The 14,752-nt window shown below is 40.1% G+C and carries 14 protein-coding genes and 1 pseudogene; 7 read left to right on the plus strand and 8 right to left on the minus strand.

Features of this window, described 5'->3' with window-relative positions; all coding sequences use genetic code 11:
* Window positions 1–25: 25 nt before the first annotated feature.
* Both IPK31_11165 and IPK31_11170 read left to right on the plus strand, forming a co-directional pair.
* On the plus strand, window positions 26–1,243 hold the full coding sequence (locus tag IPK31_11165; GenBank protein MBK8088455.1) for an alanine dehydrogenase: 1,218 nt from the start codon (window positions 26–28) through the stop codon (window positions 1,241–1,243).
* Between the two features lie 176 nt (window positions 1,244–1,419).
* On the plus strand, window positions 1,420–2,148 hold the full coding sequence (locus IPK31_11170; GenBank protein MBK8088456.1) for a hypothetical protein: 729 nt from the start codon (window positions 1,420–1,422) through the stop codon (window positions 2,146–2,148).
* Between the two features lie 4 nt (window positions 2,149–2,152).
* Here the strand turns inward: IPK31_11170 and IPK31_11175 are convergent, their stop codons facing one another.
* The 6 genes and pseudogenes from IPK31_11175 to IPK31_11200 form a co-directional block, all read right to left on the minus strand.
* The gene (locus IPK31_11175; GenBank protein MBK8088457.1) at window positions 2,153–2,473 is read right to left on the minus strand and encodes a cupin domain-containing protein; all 321 of its coding nucleotides are present in this window, start codon (window positions 2,471–2,473) and stop codon (window positions 2,153–2,155) included.
* 4 nt (window positions 2,474–2,477) lie between these two features.
* Window positions 2,478–3,098, minus strand: a complete 621-nt coding sequence (locus tag IPK31_11180; GenBank protein ID MBK8088458.1) for an ATP-binding cassette domain-containing protein — start codon at window positions 3,096–3,098, stop codon at window positions 2,478–2,480.
* Entirely contained in the window at window positions 3,079–3,885 is an 807-nt protein-coding gene (gene lpxA / locus IPK31_11185) for an acyl-ACP--UDP-N-acetylglucosamine O-acyltransferase (GenBank protein MBK8088459.1), read from the minus strand. Before lpxA ends, IPK31_11180 begins: the two co-directional genes overlap by 20 nt.
* Window positions 3,878–5,299, minus strand: a complete 1,422-nt coding sequence (locus IPK31_11190; GenBank protein MBK8088460.1) for a bifunctional UDP-3-O-[3-hydroxymyristoyl] N-acetylglucosamine deacetylase/3-hydroxyacyl-ACP dehydratase — start codon at window positions 5,297–5,299, stop codon at window positions 3,878–3,880. The genes lpxA and IPK31_11190 overlap by 8 nt, the downstream gene beginning before the upstream one ends.
* A 59-nt stretch (window positions 5,300–5,358) precedes the next feature.
* On the minus strand, window positions 5,359–6,411 hold the full coding sequence (gene lpxD, locus IPK31_11195) for a UDP-3-O-(3-hydroxymyristoyl)glucosamine N-acyltransferase (GenBank protein ID MBK8088461.1): 1,053 nt from the start codon (window positions 6,409–6,411) through the stop codon (window positions 5,359–5,361).
* A gap of 75 nt (window positions 6,412–6,486) precedes the next feature.
* Window positions 6,487–7,705: pseudogene (locus IPK31_11200) on the minus strand (HD domain-containing protein).
* A gap of 103 nt (window positions 7,706–7,808) precedes the next feature.
* Between IPK31_11200 and IPK31_11205 the strand changes: the two are divergent.
* From IPK31_11205 to IPK31_11225, 5 genes are all read left to right on the plus strand, one after another.
* A complete protein-coding gene (locus IPK31_11205; GenBank protein MBK8088462.1) occupies window positions 7,809–9,365 on the plus strand; it encodes a PglZ domain-containing protein in 1,557 nt (518 codons plus the stop codon).
* Window positions 9,366–9,511: 146 nt separating this feature from the next.
* The gene (locus IPK31_11210; protein MBK8088463.1) at window positions 9,512–9,793 is read left to right on the plus strand and encodes a hypothetical protein; all 282 of its coding nucleotides are present in this window, start codon (window positions 9,512–9,514) and stop codon (window positions 9,791–9,793) included.
* 171 nt (window positions 9,794–9,964) lie between these two features.
* Window positions 9,965–10,681: an MBL fold metallo-hydrolase gene (locus IPK31_11215; GenBank protein ID MBK8088464.1), complete on the plus strand. Its 717-nt coding sequence runs from the start codon at window positions 9,965–9,967 to the stop codon at window positions 10,679–10,681.
* 65 nt (window positions 10,682–10,746) lie between these two features.
* A complete protein-coding gene (locus IPK31_11220) occupies window positions 10,747–11,724 on the plus strand; it encodes a helix-hairpin-helix domain-containing protein (protein ID MBK8088465.1) in 978 nt (325 codons plus the stop codon).
* 224 nt (window positions 11,725–11,948) lie between these two features.
* Window positions 11,949–13,088, plus strand: coding sequence for an acyl-CoA dehydrogenase family protein (locus tag IPK31_11225; protein MBK8088466.1), 1,140 nt, complete (start codon window positions 11,949–11,951; stop codon window positions 13,086–13,088).
* A gap of 55 nt (window positions 13,089–13,143) precedes the next feature.
* Here the strand turns inward: IPK31_11225 and IPK31_11230 are convergent, their stop codons facing one another.
* The gene (locus IPK31_11230; protein ID MBK8088467.1) at window positions 13,144–13,317 is read right to left on the minus strand and encodes a hypothetical protein; all 174 of its coding nucleotides are present in this window, start codon (window positions 13,315–13,317) and stop codon (window positions 13,144–13,146) included.
* 126 nt (window positions 13,318–13,443) lie between these two features.
* Window positions 13,444–14,676 carry an ATP-dependent Clp protease ATP-binding subunit ClpX gene (clpX, locus tag IPK31_11235; protein ID MBK8088468.1) on the minus strand — a complete coding sequence of 411 codons (1,233 nt, stop codon included), beginning with the start codon at window positions 14,674–14,676 and terminating at the stop codon, window positions 13,444–13,446.
* Window positions 14,677–14,752 lie beyond the last annotated feature (76 nt).

Below are 14,752 nucleotides of genomic sequence, written 5' to 3' on the forward strand. Positions count from 1 at the left end.
TCTCAAATCAACCGGCAGCGATTGTATGGCTTTATCTAAACCAATAGTGAGTGCTTCGTTCAGCTACGAAACCTTAGAAGAAAAACTTGATATCAAAGCAAAAGGCGCACAACTCTTCATAGGCATTCCCAAAGAACAGATGTTCCAGGAAAACAGGATCGCTCTTACACCAGATGCGGTAAGTGTGCTGGTGAATAATGGTCACCGGGTGATGATTGAATACCTTGCCGGCGAAGGTTCACATTTTACAGACAAAGATTATAGTGAAGCAGGGGCTAAGATTGCTTACGACCGTAAAGAAGTATATCAATGCGATACACTGATTAAATCAGCACCGGTTGGTGAACATGAACTGGAATTATTAAAACCAGGACAAACGATTATTTCTCCCATTCACCTTGCTGTGATGAAAGCAGGGATTCTTGAAACGATGATGGAGAAAAGAATCACTGCCCTTTCTTTTGAAACCCTGAAAGATGATTCACGCAATAATCCCATTGTTCGGAGTATGAGTGAAATTGCCGGCAGTGCTGTAATGCTCATCGCCGGGCAATATCTGAGCAGTTTCAACAATGGGAAAGGTGTGTTGCTGGGAGGAATCAGCGGTATTCCGCCAACAAAAGTTATTATTATTGGTGCAGGTATTGTGGGTGAATATGCAGCACGTACAGCATTAGCGATGGGCGGAAGCGTGAAAGTATTTGACAATAATATTTATAAGCTGAAGCGGATGCAGACGGCCATCGGTCATCGTATGTGGACCTCCGTTATTGAACCCAAGATATTAGCCAAGCAGTTAAAAACCTGTGATGTGGCGGTGGGTGCCTTGTCATCCATTGGCGGTGCAAGAAGTCCCATTGTTGTCTCAGAAGAAATGGTGACAGCCATGCGGCCGGGCAGTGTAATTGTGGATGTAAGTATCGACAGGGGTGGATGTTTTGAAACCAGTGAAGTAACCAGTCATGAAAGCCCCATCTTTATTAAACACGGCGTTATTCATTATTGTGTGCCGAATATACCCAGTGGCTTTGCACGTACAGCCTCACAGGCTATCAGCAATGTGTTGATGCCATTGTTGCTGGAGATTGCTGATGAAGGCGGACTGGAAAAATTACTATGGCATAAGTTTAATATCCGCAATGGGATCTATCTCTACAAAGGTTCTCTCACGAACTTTTACCTCAGTCAGCGTTTTGATTTAAAGTACACCGATTTGAATTTGCTGATAGCAAGCAGGGGGTGAGTTGAAGATTACAAATTTGAAGATTTGGAAATTGTGGACTGCAACACAAATTGCATCTTATGAAAAAGACTTCATCAATGCTGATTCATCTGCTGTTCTTTTCTCTTGCTTTAGTCAATAGCATCTCTTGTGGCTTAAAAAGGAAGTCGCCTGTTTCTTCCGGAAAAACGACTGGCATTCCTGTTGCTCCTCCAAAACAAAATAAATCAAAAGTCATTCATGTATTTGTTGCCCTTTGCGATAATATCAACCAGAGAATTGTAAAAGTGCCTGCAGCAATTGGAAATGGGCAGGATCCAGAAAAAAATTTGTATTGGGGTGCTGCATATGGAGTGAAATCATATTTCAAAAAACAGGCTGACTGGAAACTGATTAAAACTGAGCAGAGATCAGGAATAGTTTTAGAGAGATGTCTGTTTAAACATAAAACCGAAAATGTGTACTTAGTTGCTGATGCTTATGATGGAGCAAAAATACAACAGACAACAATTGATTTTCTAAAAAGCTGTGCAGGTAGTTTTGATGATTTTATTTTAAACGGAAATGATACTTTGTATAGTGGAGGTAATGCCAATCTGCTTGCTTTTATCGGGCATGATGGGTTAATGGATTTCAGTATCAATGAAAAGTATAAAGCGACAAATGATAAAAAAAGAGATGCAGTTATACTTGCCTGCATCAGCAAAAAGTATTTCTCTTCACATGTAAAGGAAACAGGCGCAAACCCAATTTTATGGAGCAATGGTTTAATGAGTCCGGAAGCGTACACGTTAAAAGCTGCAATTGATGGCTGGATAAAAAACGAAACCGGTGAACAAATCAGAACGAGGGCGGCATCAGCTTATCATCAATATCAAAAGTGCGGAATAAAAGGAGCCAGGAATTTATTAGCAACTGGCTGGTAATAGTTTATTTATAATCTTCCCTCTCTGGCATAAATACATCTATCACTTTACAATTACTGATGGCTTTGCCTCCATGTTTTACGTTGGACGGAATGGTAACAATTGCACCGGCTGTTAACTGTTCTGTTTGCCCGTCAACTGTTAATTCAAATACTCCTTCTACTACATGCATGATCTGCTCATGAAAATGGGAATGTTCAGGAATAGGAGAGTTGGCGGTAATTTCCCAGAAGGCAATGGTGGATGTTCCTGTATGAATAAACTTGCCGGAGTAGCCGGGGAATTGTTCTTTTGCTTTGATGTTGGAGAGATGATGGAAATACATAAGCTCAGTTTTTATAATCACCTATGCCAATCTTGAAATTGCAGAAATTATATTCCTCTTCATCGTTACTGCTGACGATTACCAAACGGTCTCCGCAATATTCATTAATGAGGCGATGATATAACGAAATGCCATCTGCATCTAAGTTTGTGCAGGGTTCATCTAATAAAACAACTGGCACATTACTTAAAATTGCCTGCGCCAGTTTAACTCGTTGCTTCATACCGCTGCTATAATTGCGGATCTGTTTGTCGATTGCTTTTTCCAGACCAAGAATAGAAATGATATTCTGAACAGAGAGTGATGAAAGAAAAGGTTTGAAGGATTGATGAAAGCTTAAGAATTCAATCAATGTCATTTCTTCCGGCAGCTCTAAATAGGGAGCTGCAATGCTGAGATACTGATGATGATTTTCTGATGAAACAGGTTTTTCTGTTTTATAAAAATCAACCTTCCCTTCGGAATGCTGAACTGCACCTGCAATTACCTGCAGTAAAGTTGATTTGCCTGAACCGTTGTTCCCGGTAATGGCATAGGCATTACCATGATTAAATTCGTAAGTGAAGTGACGAAAGATCCATTCCCTGTTATATCGCTTACCGGCATCAGAAAGCAATATCTTCATCAGTTGCATTTTGAGATTTACGTTTGATGACACCGATCTCAGATTTTTTAATAAAGTTCAGGATCTCATCTCTTGTTTCAGTATAAGGTAACATTTGCTCAATCAGCTCAACAGCTTTTGACACAATATGTTTTTCTACAAACAGGATATGATAAATCTTAAAGATCTCTTCAATGGTTTCTTTTGAATAGCCCCTGCGGCTCAAGCCAACATTATTAATACCCACATAACTCAACGGCTCTCTTGCTGCTTTTACAAACGGAGGAACGTCTTTACGGATAGCGCTCATCCCGGCAATGTATGTATGACGTCCAATATGTGTAAACTGGTGAGCTGCACTGAGGCCGCCAATAATGGCGAAATCATCTACTGTAACGTGTCCGGCCAGCTGTACAGAGTTTGCAAGAATAACATTGTTGCCAACAATACAATCATGTGCCACATGCGCATACGGCATGATCAAACAGTTGCTGCCAACCTTTGTCGTATTTTTTTCTGTTGTACCACGGTGAACAGTTACACATTCACGGATGGTTGTGTTATCTCCAATTTCAGCCAATGTATATTCACCCCTGTATTTCAAATCCTGCGGAACAGCACCAATGACAGCACCGGGAAATATTCTGCAATTCTTTCCAATTCTTGAACAGGGAAAAATGGTAACATTGCTCATGACATGCGTGCCATCACCAATGACAACATCATCATGAATCATAGCAAATGGGTCAATGGTAACATTGGCTCCTATCTGAGCTTTCGGGTGAATATGGGCAAGGTTACTAATCATTCTTAGGTCGTTTTACAATTTGAGCAGTAAGATCGGCTTCGCATACCACTTTGCTGCCCACAAAAATAGTTCCTCTCATTTCGCAAATACCACGCCGTATCGGACTTTTTAATTCCATTTTTAAAATTAAGGTATCGCCGGGAACAACTTTCTGTTTGAATTTACAGTTGTCCACTTTAAGAAAGTAGGTATCGTATTTGTCTTCTGTATTTTTTGGAATGGCCCGTACACCGCCACATTGTGCCAATGCTTCAATCTGTAACACTCCGGGCATAACATAGTTGCCGGGAAAATGTCCCTGGAAATAGGGCTCATTGTAGGTTACATTTTTTACACCAACAATTAAAGTGTCTGTTAATTCAATCACTTTATCAACAAGTAAAAAAGGATAACGGTGCGGTAATATTTTTTCAATAGCCGTTACATCATGCACCGGTGTTTTTTCAGGATAATAAACCGGAACGTTTACTTTGAAACGGTTCTTTTTAATATGCTCCTTGATCTTTCTTGCAAACTCTACATTGCTTGCATGACCGGGACGGTTAGCAATGATATGAGCTTTGAAAGGCATTCCTACCAGTGCAAGATCACCAACAAGATCAAGCAACTTATGACGGGCAGGTTCATTCGGAAACCTTAATTTCAGATTATTGAGATATCCTTCGCTGGTGATAGCAAATTTTTCTTTACCAAATGCTTTTGATAAAGTTTCCAGCTGTTCATCACTTACTGGCTTATCCACCACCACAATGGCATTGTTCAGATCACCGCCTTTAATGAGATTATTTTTGAGCAGGTATTCCAATTCATGAAAAAATGAAAACGTACGGCATGGAGCAATTTCTGAATTAAACTCACCCACATTACTCAACTGGGCATGCTGTGTGCCAAGTACAGGTGAGTTGAAATCAATCAGTGTATTGATGCGGTAATCAGTAGAAGGCATAGCAACCATTTCTACTTTCTTATTCTCATCAAGAAAATAAATATTATGATCAATACTGTACCATGTCTTAATGGCATTTTGTTTTAATCTGCCCACTTTTTCAATGGCTTCAACATAGGGGCGTGAACTTCCATCGAGGATAGGAATTTCAGGGCCATCAATTTTCACAAGTACATTATCCACTTCGCAGCCCACAAAAGCAGCCAGCAAATGCTCAACAGTGTTTACGGTTGCTCCATTATTTGAAAGAGTTGTACTGCGGTTGGTTTCTACAACAAAATCCACATCAGCCTTTACTGTTGGCTGATCTTTCAGGTCAGTACGTTGAAAAACAATACCGGTATTGGGATCGGCTGGTTCCAGGATCATTGTAACCGAATGACCGGAATGAATGCCCACACCTGAAATAGTGATCGATTCTGCTAAAGTATGTTGGTTAGAGTTTTCGTTCCCGTTACTGCTGTTCATGGGCACGAAAGTAATAAAAAAGAGGGTAATTGCCTGTAAGCACGAAAAGCTGCTGAAAACTAGATGCTTTCTTTCTCGGCAATCAGCTGTTTTATGAGGAATTCCAGCTCAGCAATCCTCTTTTCCATTTCGGGGAGATTTCGGAAAATAGCCTGACTGCGAAGGGTGCTGGTATAGTCAAATGCTGGCGAACCTGTAACCACACTATTGGGGGCTTTCATCGATTTACTTACGCCACTTTGCGCATTAATTCGGCTTCCATCGGCAATGCTGATATGCCCAACAATCCCAACCTGTCCGCCAATCATTACATTGTTGCCAATTTTTGTACTGCCGCTTACGCCGGTTTGGGCTGCAATTACGGTGTAACTTCCTATTTCAACATTATGAGCTACCTGAATCAGGTTGTCGAGTTTCGCACCTCTCCGAATGATTGTTGAACCCATTGTTGCCCTGTCGATGGTACAATTGGAACCAATTTCCACTTCATCTTCAATCACGACATTCCCAATTTGAGGAACTTTCTTGTAAGAGCCATCTGCCTGCGGTGCAAAACCAAAACCATCGCCACCGAGTACCGTTCCGGCATGAATGGCAACTTTATTACCTACGGTACAATCATGATAAATTTTTACACCCGGGTGCAGAACACAGTTATCACCAACAACTACATTATTTCCCAAATAGCAGTGGGGATGAACTTTTACGTTCTTTCCCAACTTTACATTTTCTCCAATATAGCTGAAGGCACCCACAAAAACATTTTCTCCCAGTACAGCCGATTTAGCTACAAATGAAGGTTCCTGCACACCAACCATCTTTTGTTCCATCATCTTTTCGTAGGCTTGGAGCAATGTAGCAAACGCAGTATAAGCATCGGGTACACGGATAAGTGCCGCACTCACTGGCTGTTTTAACTCCAGTGAATCATTAATGATGATGATTGAAGCGCCTGTAGAATATAAATAATCTTCGTATTTGGGATTGGCCAGGAAAGCGAGATGGCCCGCAACCGCTTCTTCAATTTTACTGAAAGAGCGAACTGTTACATTAGGGTCTCCCTCTATTGTTCCTTTTACGATAAGTGCGATTTGCGAAGCCGAAAAATCCATGTATCCTGTCTTAATGTTTTAAAGTTACTTTCAAAAACGCTTACAAACAATCTTTTATGATTCCAAATGCCATTTTTACTTTAAAGAAGGGTGGCAAAGGTAGAATTTTTTAGCCGGGCTGTCGATTGCCTGGTAAATCAATCCATATTCAATCTCTGAAATATCCCTTACACTACCATCTTTAAACAGGATGTTGATACGCTCAATGCCCGGGTTGTACATCCGGTTTTCAGCAATACCATCAAACACAAAAAATGGGATTTCTTCTGCAGTTAAAGACAAATGCTTCTGTACTTTTTGTTGCATGACCTCAATTTCTTTTTTGATCAAACGGCTGCACTCTCAATTTTGTTTTAAGCATGTTCCTGTTTAAAAGCCATAGGCTGAGAGTGCTGATTACCTTATCAGGATGATTGACCCATTTTTTGATAGAGGCAATAACATCATAATCATCCAGTGCGCAAAACTTGGCTAAGTTATTTTGGATGAAAGTTGCCGACTGGGTTGTTCTTAAAAACTCATCCAAAACAGGCGATGATGAAAAATTGCCTGTTTCATCCTTGGCGAGAATTCTGGCTCTTTCCAGAATTTTCACCAGCATATTTTCTGCACTCAGCACTGTTTTATGCAGGTACACCTGCCAGTACATTAGTCTTCTTGCCACCAGGAATTTTTCAATACTGTAAATTGCTTTTTCCTCCACCAGTAATTCATTATTATGAACGGTGAGCATTTTAATAATGCGGTCGTAGCCAATTACACCTTCACTCACACCGCTGTAAAAGCTGTCACGGGTGAGATAATCCATCCGGTCCACATCTAACTGGCTGCTGATAAGCTGATGAAGGAATTGTTTGTGATAGGTTCCTTTAAAAATGGAGATTGCCAGATCAAGTGCCCCGTTGAGTTCTTTGTTGAGATGTTCAAAAATGAGCAGGGATATTTCTTCGTGATGCACATCTTCAATCAGCACATGTTCCAGCGTATGACTGAAAGGCCCATGCCCCACATCATGTAACAGAATAGCCAGTTTGGCTGCCTGTTCTTCTTCAGCTGTAATTTCAAAGCCCTTGCTTTTTAATTCACTTAATGCTAAACACATTAAATGGTAGGCGCCCATGCTGTGATGTAATCTTGAATGTACAGCACCCGGGTACACCATATGTGCCAATGCCATTTGATGAATACGGCGCAAACGTTGGTAAAAAGGATGAGATAATACCTGGTAAATCAGGTGGTCATCAAACGTAATAAAACCATAAACCGGGTCATTAACTATCTTTCTGAATTTCATTTTCCTGAACTGTTAAATATCAAACCTGCGAGTGCGCAAAGGTAATATCTTGTGCCCTGATTCCTGTAACTTGTGTACTTAACTTTAAATAACAAACATCTACATGGCAGTTGCAAAAATTCTTTGGGTTGATGATGAAATTGAAAGTCTTCAATCGCAAAAACTTTTTCTGGAAAGCAAGGGTTACGAAGTACACACACTCACAAATGGCTTTGATGCGATTGATTATGTAAAAGAGAACCCGGTTGATGTGGTGCTGATGGATGAAAGCATGCCGGGCATTACCGGGTTGGAAACACTCACTAAGATTAAAGAGGTGAATCAATCCATTCCCATTGTATTGATCACAAAAAATGAAACAGAGAACCTGATGGATGACGCTATTGGTTCACAGATTAGCGATTACCTCATCAAACCGGTTAATCCCAACCAGGTTTTACTCAGTTTAAAAAAGATCATTGATAATAAAAGGCTGGTGTCTGAAAAAACAACATCAGCTTATCAGCAGCAGTTTCGGAATTTGTGCATGGCATTTAATAGCAGTCCCAGTTACAATGAGTGGATGGAGATCTATAAAAAGTTAGTGTATTGGGAACTGGAGATGAGTAAGGCCGACAGTCCTGAAATGAGTGAAGTGCTGCAAACACAGAAAGGTGAAGCCAATAATGAGTTCTTTAAATTTATTTCAAGGAACTATGCGCAGTGGCTGAACCCTAAAGCAACAGAAGCTCCTATTATGAGCCATAACCTGATGCAGTTTAAAGTATTACCACACCTGGAAAAAGGTGTTCCCCTGTTTTTTATCCTGATTGATAACCTCCGGTTTGATCAATGGAAATATATTCAACCCATTTTTTCTGAAAGCTTCCGCATTTTAGAAGAAGATTCGTTTTATGCCATTTTGCCCACTGCTACACAATACAGCCGCAATGCAATTTTTAGTGGAATGATGCCGATTGATATTGAAAAGAAGTTTCCACAGCAGTGGAAGAATGACAATGATGAAGGCGGGAAAAACATGCATGAAGAAGAATTTTTCCGTGCACAGTTACAACGTCTCGGCAAGGGCGATCTCAAAGCATCATTTACTAAGGTGGTGAATCACCAGGCAGGACAAGATTTAGTAAATAATATTCACAACCTGATGAAGAACGATATCAATGTGATCGTTTACAATTTTGTGGATATGCTCAGTCATGCCAGAACAGAAATGGAAGTACTGAAAGAACTGGCGAATGATGAAAAGAGTTACAGAAGTATTACAGCAAGTTGGTTCGAACATTCTCCTTTGTACCAGGCACTGAAAAAAATTGCGGACAAGAAAATTAATGTAGTAATGGCAACTGATCATGGAAGTATCCGTGTGCAGAAGGCTGCCAAGGTAGTTGGTGATAAGGAAACCACCACCAACATTCGGTATAAACATGGCCGGAATCTTAACTATGAGCCCAAGGATGTGCTGTCGTTCCGTGATCCAAAAGAAATAGGATTGCCAACGCCTACTATAAATTCTTCATTCATTTTTGCCAGGGAAGATGTGTATCTCTGTTATCCCAACAATTATAACTATTACGCCAATTACTACCGTAATACCTTTCAGCATGGGGGAGTAAGCCTTGAAGAAATGATCATACCGGTTGTGCGGATGACCAATAAATAGCCGATAGTTAATAGAATGTCAGGGAAAAGCTGTGGAAAAAATATCTGCAGTTACAATCCATATACAAGTAGATTCGCAGCAATATTTAAATAGAAAAATCCCCCTTTAGGCCCGCCCGGATGACTGGTCGGACAGGGGTTAGGGTTATGAAATACAATCAAACAGGTTTAGATAAGTTAGAAGCCATCCTCGAAGAGAGTGGTTATGTGGTGCGTTATGAAAGAGGCAATTTTCAAAGTGGCTATTGCATCCTGGAAGACAGGAAAGTGGTGGTGCTGAATAAATTCCTGTTGCTTGAAAGCCGTATCAGTACCGTTATTGATTTAATTCCCCAGGTAAATATTACATACGATGCCTTAACGGCAGAATCGCAGAAGCTGTATGATGAAGTAATGGCGCTTGCAGCTGCAAAGCAAACTGAGGAGTAAAAGAAAGAAACAGAGAAATAAAAAATGTATAATGACAAATGAGAAAGTATATGCAGCAGCAATCACTTTCTTATTTTTTATTTCTAATTTCTCATTTCGTATTTTTAGTAAGTGAGCTATCCTCCCATTAAAATTACATTTCTCGGCACAGGCACAAGCAGCGGAGTTCCCATGATTGGCTGCGATTGTGAAGTTTGTACTTCCACCAACAAAAAGGATAAACGTTTACGCAGCAGTATCATGGTTGAAACTGCAGATACAACCATTGTAGTTGATACCACTCCTGATTTCCGTTACCAGATGTTGCGGTTGAATGTAAAAAAAGTAGATGCCATCATCTTCACACATCCGCATAAAGATCACATGGCAGGATTAGATGATGTAAGATCATTCAATTTCATTACCAAAAAACCAATGGAGGTTTACTGCAATTATTTAACAGAAGAAGCATTGCGCCGTGATTTTTATTATGCATTCTCTGATACAAAGTATCCCGGAGTTCCGGAAATAAATCTGCATACAATTACAGATAAACCCTTTGTTATAAATGATCTGTTGATTGAACCTATATTGGTTTGGCATTTAAAAATGCCGGTACTTGGTTTTCGTTTTGGTCCGTTTACCTACATCACGGATGCAAATTTTATTGAAGAAGAAGAAAAGGAAAAAATAAAGGGCAGCAGGGTAATGGTGCTGAATGCTCTTCGTAAAGCAAAACATATCTCACATTATAATCTGGAAGAGGCCATTGCACAGGTGCAGGAACTTGAGGTTCCTGAAGCTTACTTCACACATATCAGCCACCAGCTTGGTTTAAATGATGAAATTGAAAGTGAATTACCACCGGGAATTCATTTAAGTTACGATGGATTAACGCTTGAGCTTTAAACCGGCTCCCCTCACTACCCGCTTTGTAGTATTTGATTTTTTTTTGATAACTGCTATTTTTAAGTATGCAGTTTACCCAAAACAAATGGATAAAGGATTATTTTACCTTTTCCCAAAAAGAGCGACGTGCAGTTATTCTGCTGGCTGTTGCGGCATTATTGTTTGCACTTCTTCCAACCATGTTTCCTTTTTTAGTAAAAGACGAAATGGAGTTGGTTATTGATACGGCAACTGAAAATCAGCTGGCGCAATTGAAAATTATTCCTGAGCGTAACGAATACAGAAACAGCAATGAGCAGAATGAACAATTGTATGAACCAAAATATGCTTCAACCAACAGGTACAAAAAAGACGAACCGGCTGGGGAATTCTTTTATTTCAACCCTAACACTGCAAGTACAGAAGAATGGCAACGGCTGGGGCTGAGAGAGAAGACCATCAAAACCATTCTTAATTACCGGAACAAGGGCGGAAAATTTTATAAGCCGGAAGATTTGAAACGTATTTACGGATTACGTGAGGCAGAAGTTGAACGATTGCTTCCTTATGTGCAGATTGAAAAGGCAGCAGTAAATAAAAATGAAGGAACTGGCTTTTCAGAAGCTGTTACTGAAAAGAAATCCGGGATAACAGAAAGCAAAAATTTTGTGATTGATATCAATACGGCTGACACAACTGAATGGAAAAAGCTATACGGAATCGGCAGTAAACTTTCACAGCGTATTATCAATTTCCGCACAAAGCTTGGAGGTTTTGCTACTGTTGATCAAGTGGGAGAAACATTCGGATTGCCTGATTCAACATTCCAGGCAATAAAGCCAAAGCTGATGGTAAAATCATCTTCCATCAAACAAATTAACCTGAACAATGCTACGCTGGATGAGTTAAAAGCTCATCCCTATATCAAATATGCCATCGCTAATGCCATTGTGCAATACAGGAACGAACATGGTCAATTTAAGTCAGTTGCCGATTTGCAAAAGCTGGGCGCTGTTGATGAACTATTACTCCGGAAAATAGCCCCTTACCTGACAGTAGAATAAAGGGGAAAAATATTTTCTTTATTCCGCTAACATATGTTAGCAAATCTCCTATATTTGCAGAGCCGTTTCGATTGATTGCTATATGTAAATCGTTGAGTCATGGTACTGGTTCGAGCATCAGTTCATGGCTCAACTTCTTTTAAGCCCTGCCGGAATCAAATGCCTAACTTGTTTAACCAGAAAGAGGCAAAGGTTGTAACCTTAGAAACAATAAAACCAAGTACATGAATTTTGCTCAAACAGAATTGACCGGACATGTGGCAGATACAGCCCGTGATTTTGCACAAAAATATATTAAACCGTATGTGATGGAGTGGGATGAAACCCAGCATTTCCCCAAAGATGTATTACAGGAAATGGGTAAGCTTGGGTTAATGGGCATTTTTGTTCCTGAGCAATATGGGGGTAGTGGTTTTGGGTATCATGAATATGTGGCAGCCATTGTGGAGGTATCGAAAGTATGCGGCTCGGTTGGATTAAGTCTTGCAGCTCATAATTCACTTTGCACCGGGCATATTTTGTATTGTGCCAGTGAAGAACAAAAGAAAAAATATCTGCCAAAACTGGCAAGTGGTGAATGGATAGGTGCATGGGGATTAACAGAACCAAACACCGGAAGTGATGCCGCCAATATGCAAACTACAGCTGTAAAGGAAGGTGATGACTGGATACTGAATGGTACCAAATGCTGGATTACACATGGAATCAGTGCAGAAATGGCGGTAGTTATTGCACGAACTGGTGAGCCAAGAACCAGCAGCAATTCAACTGCTTTTATTGTGGAAAGAGGAACGCCTGGGTTTAGAGGAGGTAAGAAGGAAAATAAACTCGGCATGCGGGCCAGTGAAACTTCTGAAATGATTTTTGATAACTGCCGCATTCCCGATGCAAACAGGATTGGTGAAGTAGGAGATGGTTTCAGACAGGCATTGAAGATCTTAGATGGTGGAAGGATTTCCATTGCGGCCCTGTCACTTGGTATTGCAAAAGGAGCTTATGAAGCAGCGTTGAAATATTCACAGGAACGTTACCAGTTTGATCAGCCTATTTCAAATTTCCAGGGAATATCTTTTAAATTGGCGGATATGGTTACTGAAATAGCTGCTGCAGAGTTACTGATCAATAAAGCAGCTGATTTAAAAAATCGTGGTGAAAAAGTTACTGAAGCGGGAGCTATGGCAAAATATTATGCCAGTGAAATTGCAGTGAAAACAAGTAATGATGCCGTGCAGATTTTTGGCGGTTATGGTTACACAAAAGACTTTCCGGTAGAAAAATATTACAGAGATTCGAAGCTGTGTACCATTGGTGAAGGCACCAGCGAAATACAGAAAATTGTTATTGCAAGAGAAGTTTTAAAGTAGATTAGTCAACATGAGAAAAAGCCGTTTCAATTTTGAAGCGGCATTTTTATTTTCATCAATCCAGGAAATCCTCTTCTTCTTTTTTACCATACTTTCCAAATAACCCATCAATGGCTCCGCCAAAAATGGGGAACTTTTCTTTGGCGAAATTTTTAATTACATCAATTGCTTTATAGGCCTGCTTTTCTGTTAATCCTTCTGCCATTAAGCGGTCAATTAAATCCTGCATAGAAATAGTTTAATGTTTCAGGTTTAAAGTTAATGAAATACCATGTGGGTGATTGGCGCAAATAAAAAACCTGCTGAGATCAATCAGCAGGTTCATGTATTTTTTACACCCCTTTAGGGAATGGGGCTAAGCTACTTTCAGCATACTTAATTTGCTCTTATCAAACTTATGTGTTGCGTAATCAAGTGTAAGATGGAATTTCTTTTCATCACTGCCCGGCAAATCAAACATTGCATCCGTTAAAATGCTTTCGCAAATACTGCGTAAGCCTCTTGCGCCGAGTTTATATTCCATTGCCTTTGTTACCATGAAATCATATACATCATCATCAATCGTTAACTCAATGCCTTCTATCTCGAATAATTTATGATACTGTTTGATGAGTGCATTTTTTGGAACAGTTAAAATCTGACGAAGTGTTTCTGCGTCCAATGGATTGAGATGAGTAACGATTGGCAAGCGTCCCAGTAACTCAGGAATCAAACCAAATGATTTCAGATCCTGTGCATTTACATACTGCAGCAGGTTCTTCTTCATCAGTTCCTGTTCTTCATTGTTTACATTAAAACCAATTGCATTGGTGTTAACTCTGCGTGCAATTACCCTGTCAATACCATCAAACGCACCACCGCAAATGAAGAGAATATTCTGTGTGTTAATTTTGATGAGTTTCTGCTCAGGATGTTTTCTTCCGCCTTGTGGTGGAACCAGTACTTCTGTTCCTTCCAGCAATTTCAGCATACCCTGCTGCACACCTTCACCACTTACATCTCTTGTGATGGATGGGTTATCACCCTTACGGGCTATCTTATCAATTTCATCAATGTAAACGATTCCTTTTTCAGCAGCAGCCACGTCATAATTACAAACCTGCAATAAACGTGTAAGAATACTTTCCACATCTTCGCCTACATAACCGGCTTCTGTAAACACCGTTGCATCAACTATAGCGAATGGAACATTCAGCAAACGTGCAATGGTTTTTGCCAGCAGGGTTTTACCGGTACCGGTTTCACCCACCATAACGATGTTGCTTTTTTCAATTTCAACTTCGCTTTCTGTTTTTTGCTTTAAACGTTTGTAGTGATTGTAAACTGCAACAGCCAGTACCTTCTTGGCATCGTCCTGGCCAATAATGTATTCATCTAAAAACCGTTTGATTTCAACCGGCTTTTTGACGTTGAGTTTAAAATTAGAAGTAGTGGTTTCATTGCGGAGTTGTAATTCCTGACCAATGATTTCCTGTGCATGCTCAACGCAGTTTTCACAAATATGTCCTTCCTGGCCAGCAATTAATATCTTCACTTCGTCCCTGCTTCTGCCACAAAATGAACAATGCAACATGTTGTTTTTTGCCATTTGAAATGGATTTTTTTGGCAGGTCTGCACGAGCAAACCGCCTTCAAAGATAATAAACCTTTGTAAAGGGCATAGA

It is taken from the genome of Chitinophagaceae bacterium (genome assembly GCA_016713085.1).
Lineage (GTDB): Bacteria > Bacteroidota > Bacteroidia > Chitinophagales > Chitinophagaceae > Lacibacter.